6 protein-coding genes are annotated in these 6,391 nt (G+C 40.7%); 2 read left to right on the forward strand and 4 right to left on the reverse strand.

Annotated features, from left to right (window positions below; translation table 11 throughout):
* Nucleotides 1-2,367 (forward strand): response regulator (locus ABWY16_RS09345; protein ID WP_353904379.1); only part of this gene is annotated, 2,367 nt, incomplete at its 5' end.
* 36 nt (nt 2,368-2,403) lie between these two features.
* Here ABWY16_RS09345 and ABWY16_RS09350 read toward each other — a convergent pair.
* The 4 genes from ABWY16_RS09350 to ABWY16_RS09365 form a co-directional block, all read right to left on the reverse strand.
* Nucleotides 2,404-2,592: a hypothetical protein gene (locus ABWY16_RS09350; protein ID WP_353904380.1), complete on the reverse strand. Its 189-nt coding sequence runs from the start codon at nt 2,590-2,592 to the stop codon at nt 2,404-2,406.
* Between the two features lie 134 nt (nt 2,593-2,726).
* Nucleotides 2,727-3,290 carry a PAS domain-containing protein gene (locus ABWY16_RS09355; RefSeq protein ID WP_353904381.1) on the reverse strand — a complete coding sequence of 188 codons (564 nt, stop codon included), beginning with the start codon at nt 3,288-3,290 and terminating at the stop codon, nt 2,727-2,729.
* 204 nt (nt 3,291-3,494) lie between these two features.
* Nucleotides 3,495-4,166 carry a PAS domain-containing protein gene (locus ABWY16_RS09360; protein WP_353904382.1) on the reverse strand — a complete coding sequence of 224 codons (672 nt, stop codon included), beginning with the start codon at nt 4,164-4,166 and terminating at the stop codon, nt 3,495-3,497.
* Between the two features lie 337 nt (nt 4,167-4,503).
* Entirely contained in the window at nt 4,504-5,031 is a 528-nt protein-coding gene (locus ABWY16_RS09365; RefSeq protein WP_353904383.1) for a sigma-70 family RNA polymerase sigma factor, read from the reverse strand.
* A 392-nt stretch (nt 5,032-5,423) separates the two neighbouring features.
* Between ABWY16_RS09365 and ABWY16_RS09370 the strand changes: the two genes are divergently transcribed.
* On the forward strand, nt 5,424-6,391 hold a 968-nt coding region (locus ABWY16_RS09370; protein ID WP_353904384.1), incomplete at its 3' end, for a deoxyribodipyrimidine photo-lyase.

Consider the following 6,391-nt stretch of genomic DNA (forward strand, 5'->3'; position numbering starts at 1 on the left):
GATGATAAAAAGAAAGCAGAACAGGATTTGGTTGACGAAAAGTCACGTCTTAGCGCATTCGTTGATCATTCACCAGCGGCTGTAGTAATGATGGATACTGAATTGCGTTATGTGGCAGTAAGCCAGCGGTGGAAGTCAGATTACCACATTACAGGTGATGTCGTCGGAAAGTCTCAATATGAGGTGTTGCCAGGATTGTCTGATAGATGGAGGGAGATCTGCGACCGTGCACTGCAGGGTATAAGCGATAAAAGTGATGAAAGCAAGTGGCGCCCGGAAGGTTTTGATCACGATCTTTATCTGCGCTGGGAGATTATCCCCTGGTTCAATTATGAAAACAGCATTGGCGGCATCATGGTATTTACGCAGGACATTACAGAGAGCGTATTACAACGGGAGGAACTCGAAAGGGCTAAAAAGCATGCAGAGCAGGCGAGTGTAGCGAAATCAGAATTCCTGGCCAATATGAGCCATGAAATCCGTACCCCACTCAACGGTGTGATCGGTTTTACCGATCTGGTGTTGAAAACATCCTTAAATAGTACCCAGCACCAGTATCTTTCTATTGTTAATCAATCGGCCAGCGCATTGTTAAGCATAATCAATGATATTCTGGATTTCTCTAAGATCGAAGCCGGCAAGCTTGAGCTTGACATTGACCGCTGCGATTTATTTGAAACATGTAGCCAGGCTGCGGATATCATTACTTATCAGGCACAGAAAAAGGGCTTGGAGATGCTGCTCAATGTACCTGCCGACCTGCCGCGGTTTATTCAGGCCGATTCGGTACGCCTGAAACAAATCCTTGTCAATTTATTGGGCAATGCGGTGAAGTTTACGGACAAAGGTGAGATTGAACTCAAAATCATGCCTTTGGACGAATTGACTGACAGTGGCATCACCCTACGGTTTGAAGTTCGTGATACAGGTATTGGTATCCAGCAAAATAAACAAAGTAAAATTTTTGAAGCTTTTTCACAGGAGGATGCATCCACCACCAAAAAATATGGAGGTACAGGCCTGGGTTTGACAATTTCCAACAAACTTCTGGGACTGATGGGCAGTAAACTTCAGCTGGAGAGTGTCCCGGCTCAGGGCAGCTGTTTTTTCTTTGACCTCTTTTTACAGGCAGAGGCAGGGGAGCCGGTGGTCTGGAATAACCACCTCGATCTCCATAAAGCTTTGATTGTTGATGACAATGAAAACAATAGGTTGATCCTGAGGCAAATGCTGAAGTTGAAGAATATTGATGTGGAAGAAGCTGCTAATGGATTTGAAGCCCTGCAGTTGCTGGCACAGCATCACAAGTATGATGTGATCCTGATGGATTATCACATGCCTTATATGGATGGCATTGAGACAATCCGCAAAATCCGCGAAAACTTTGCAGCAAGCCCGGACCTGTTGCCATTGATATTATTACATAGTTCATCAGATGATGAAACGATCCAGCAGGCATGTGATGAACTGTCAGTGAACCAACGGCTGGTAAAGCCTGTGAAAATGGAAGATCTTTACCAGAGTCTTTATCGCTTACACAAAATGCCGGTTGCAGCCAATGGAAATGATATTCCGGGAGCAGAACCCTCTATAGTAAACTCTTCGGCCTTAACAATCCTGGTTGTGGAAGATAACATCGTTAATAAACTGCTTGCCAAAACTATAATAAACAGGATAGCTCCGGACGCACAGCTTTTGGAAGCCTCGAACGGAGAGGAAGCGCTGGAGGTATTTGATCAGGCAGATCTGATTTTAATGGATATTCAAATGCCTGTAATGAATGGTTACGAAGCAGCGAAAACCATAAGGGAAAGGGAAGGGGGGCGCCGTGTTCCTATAATTGCACTGACAGCGGGTAATGTAAAAGGCGAAAAAGAAAAATGCCTCAAAGCAGGAATGGATGACTTCATAGCAAAACCCTTTGTAGAGGATACTATCATCCGCCTGTTTAAGGACTGGCTGAATCCACTGTTAAAGGATAGTAGTGCCGCCGAACAGACTGATGAACAAGGACATGAGAACCATTTTGACCTGCAAACGCTGAAAAACTATGTAGGTGACGATGAAAACATCATTAATGATATACTGGTTCTTACGACTGAGGACCTGAAATCCTCTCTGGCCACTATGGAGGTGCTTACAAGTGAAAACAACATCTCTGCCTTAAAGGAGTCGGGACATAAATTGTTTGGAACAGCATCTGTGGTGGGACTGGAAAGATTAGCTTGGATAGCCAGACAATTCGAGTACCTTAAACCTAAAGATTCAACAGACCTGAAGGCTTTGTTGAAACAGTTGATAAGCGAGGTAGAAATTTGCGACAAGCTAATTAGGGAGTATCTTGAATTCGATAGCGAAGCCAGATGACAAGCGTTGCTGATGTTGCTTTGACGGTATTTCCTGCTACCTGAATAGTTTGTCAGTATAATTTTCCAGGTGTCTCTCGCGGTTTTTCAGACGCTCGTTAACCAGGTACAGCACCAATTCATCTGCTGTTAAATCAATAACAGATAATACATCGAAAACCCTTTTGAATGGTATACGCATATTTTTAGCTATGAATTCCAGCTTTTCTCCATTGTATGGCAGCATTGAGTTTGTTTTGAAGGATTTATCGGAGAGTTGCATGGCTGTGTTTTCGTACACCTATAACTGTCATGTGAGGTCTTTGTTTTAACCTTATTTCGAAATTGTTAAACAAAGTTTAGATAAGTTGTTGTGAACAGCTAGCGCAATTCCCTGATGACTCCATCTAAGCTGGTAGCACTTTCTACGATCATCTTGGCAGCATCTTGTATATCCTCGAGCCGTGTCCCGTCCTGGATCAACTTCCCTAATCCCATCAAGTTAGCCACATGTCTTCTGATGGAGTGGGAATGTTTACTTTTAATCTGATCGAGCTCTCCGCTGACCTGCACCAATTCTGTGATATCGTGACCGAGGCAAAAAATACCAGCTGGCGTTCCGGCATCGTCAAATATAGCTTTGTATTCCCACCTTGTGATGATGAAACCGCCTTTGCCATCATGCTTGCGAAGGGTTGCTGGAAATACAGAATCAGGATATCTGAACGCTAATTCTGAAACAGTTTGACAGATCTGCCGGTCATCTTCATGTATCGTTACTGCATAGTGTTCCCCTATAAGATTGCCATGAATAGGTTTGAAAATTTCTGCGTAGTGTTTGTTTAGATAGCTGTATTCGGCGTTCATGTCAACAGCTATAAGATAATAAGTACCTGATTCTCCCAATAAGGTTTTGATTTCTTCAAAATGTTGCTTTCCTGTCATGTGTTTCCTTCGGAATAAGAAGCTTGAATAATCGTATTCATATGCTCTATCTGATCTTTATTTTCCTCAATATTAAATAGAAAAATCGCTGAAGATACTTCATATATGTGTAATTTCATCTTGATCCAACGAAATTTTCCTTTTTAAGTAATTCCTGGTTGTATACTAACTGATTATATGAGATGCTCCAGTTCATAACCTGGATCAGCAACGCATGGCAGTTAAACAAATCGCATTCAAAGTATTTGCGCCGCCATTTAATGGCGTATAATTGAACACAATATTTTTATGCTTGCATGTGTAAGGCAAGCTATTGTAAAATACATGTTGTAAGGCCGCAAGATCTTTAAAGTGTTTCCCTTGCCATAAATCCATCATCCACTCATTTACGGCCTCAATATCAAATTCTTCTCCCCTGTATATACACATGGGTATAGGAGCTGACATGACCAGCGCGCGCAAATCCCGTTTCGACTGCTGCAGGTTTAGTTTGTTCAGTTCGCGGTCACATACATCAGTAGCCATTACAAGAATTGCACTGGTCCGGTTACGGTCCATAAGGATTGGAACATAGCTGTAATCGATAAACACTGCTTCAAGTTTTGCATTCCTTTGAAGTAAAATTCTGGCTCCCTCTTCTTTGTGTGTTTTACCGGTTTTAATCACCCTTTTCATTAATTCCGGGTATTCCTGATCTGCAAGTTCTGGTAAAAAATCAAGAAGAGCAGTGCCCTTGATTGACGCAGGTCTGTGCCAGAGATCCAGCATAGGCTTGTTTACTACTTCCAGTTTCATATCTGAAGCATCGAATATCGCCGCACATAAAGGCGCATCTTCAAAAAGTGTGTGAAATTTTTCGCGGGAATTGTATATCATCGCTGTTTAATCTGATTGGTTATATTTGGTCTTCGAATATGTGAAACTATTTATTCATTAACAAGAATTTATAGTTGAAATAACAAACTTTTACGCCTTGTTATTTGAGAGGATTAATTATAAGTTCCAAGCGTTGTAACAGTAAGTTGTAGGATTTTAGGTGTTGCAATCTGTTTTACTGTTATTTATACAGCGATGGGAGAAGAAATAGATACTAGTTATGAACCAGGCAGCCATTGACGAGGCAAAGGCTGCTATTGGTTATGATGAGGACAAGAATAAAGAATATTGTTGAACAGTAGTGGTTTATAAAATTTTGATGGTGGATATTGATGAATCAATAGGCTGGTAGCTGATTTGTATCTGTGTACATTTTTAAAGCCTTCTTAAGTACCTTTCTCGCTACATGGATTCTGGTCTTGACTGTTCCAATCGGTATATTCAGTTCATCTGCAATTTCATAATATTTATAACCTTCAAAAAAACGCATAAATGGGACCCGGTAAGCAGGTTCAAGTTTATTTAGTGCCTTGAAAATATCATTCACGAGGAATGTTTTTTCTCCTTCGTTTCTCATTGAACTTTTTAATAATTGAGAAGAATGGATGTCATCAGAAGTGTGAATAAGAGATCGCTTTTTTATGTTCCTTCTGTAATTGTTGATGAAAGTATTCCTAAGGATAGTAAAAAGCCAGGCCTTTAAGTTTGTTCCATCCTGATAAAGGTTACTGTACTTCAGCGCTTTGTAAAGCGTTTCCTGAATCAGATCATTCGCATCTTCTGCGTTTTGTGTAAAGTGAATTGCATATGATCTTAAAGAAGATTGATATGTTCCAACTTTCTCCATAAAAGCAATGTTTTCCATAGGTATATATTTAGTGAATGTTCTTGAGAAAAAGCAAAATAAGTACCAAAACAGTACTTTTATGGGACAGCGTTTACAGCAAATACCATTAAACGTAAAATTGCTTCAAATTTCAACAAGATTGTTACCGTAATCTATTCATCTGAATGGTATTATGGTATGATTGTCCATCTTTACCGGGCCAATTTGTCGCTATCCTTTCTACTGCCCGCCCTGGAATGTTTACCATTCTGTTTGTTTCAAACTTTTATCAAAGTGGTGCTGTTTCAACTACTTGAGGTGAAGTACTAATAATAGTGCACGGCTCAATTATTAAATGAATTGGGTTCCAGATAAAGGCAAATGATGCAGTTCCCGAAATATATACAGCATGAAGCATAAATAATTAATAAATGAAGAGACGGGGTTTGGTTTGGTTTAAGAATGATTTGAGACTGCATGATAATGAAGCCCTGGTAAAGGCCCATGAGGAATGTAGCGATTTGGTTTGCTGTTATTGTATTGAAAAAAGCGATTTTGACAAATCAGATCTCGCCTTCCGGAAAAAGGATACGGTTAGATTTAAATTCATGCAGCAATCTGTTCTGGATTTAAGAAAGAGCCTTGAATCCATGGGAGGGCATTTAGTTGTTGGAGAAGATTCTGCGATGGTTACATTGCCTCAACTTGTTGAAGAATATGGAATAACAGATGTTTACGCCGAAGAGGAATATGCACAATATGAAATTAATCTGGCGGATGCAGTGATGGATGCCCTGCCGGCGGTTAAGTTCCATTTTTTCTGGGGCAAGACGCTTTACCATAAAGATGATATACCTTTTAAGATTTCCAGGATCCCACTGACAAGCAAAGCCTACAGAATTCCCGCAGGGCGCGATGCCGAGCCACGGGAGACTTTGAGCATTCCTGCGGAACTGAACTTTGTTGCGAGCGTAAAAACGAAAAAATTTCCATCGTATAAACTTTATGGGTTTAATGCAGATGAATACAAAGATGCAGCACCATTTGTTGAGGGCGGGGAAACTGCAGCACTGAAAAGGCTGGAATACTATACGTTTAAATCTGAGCTGTTAACAGGGTACAGGTGGAGTAGAAACAAATCAGATGGCCTTGATTATAGTTCGAAGCTATCTCCCTACCTGGCCCTGGGATGTATTTCAGCCCGGGAAATCTATAAAAAGGTAAAGGATTACGAATCAGAGATTAAGAAAAACCAGAGTACCTGGTGGCTCATCTTTGAATTGGTGTGGAGGGATTATTTTACATTTAAGGGTATGCGGTTTGGAACTGCTATATTTAAGACCAAAGGCTATAAAAACAAGAAGATCGATTGGGAGAACGACCCATTGAAGTTTGAGAA

Origin of the sequence: Pedobacter sp., assembly GCF_040513095.1 — a bacterium.
Taxonomy (GTDB): domain Bacteria; phylum Bacteroidota; class Bacteroidia; order Sphingobacteriales; family Sphingobacteriaceae; genus Pedobacter.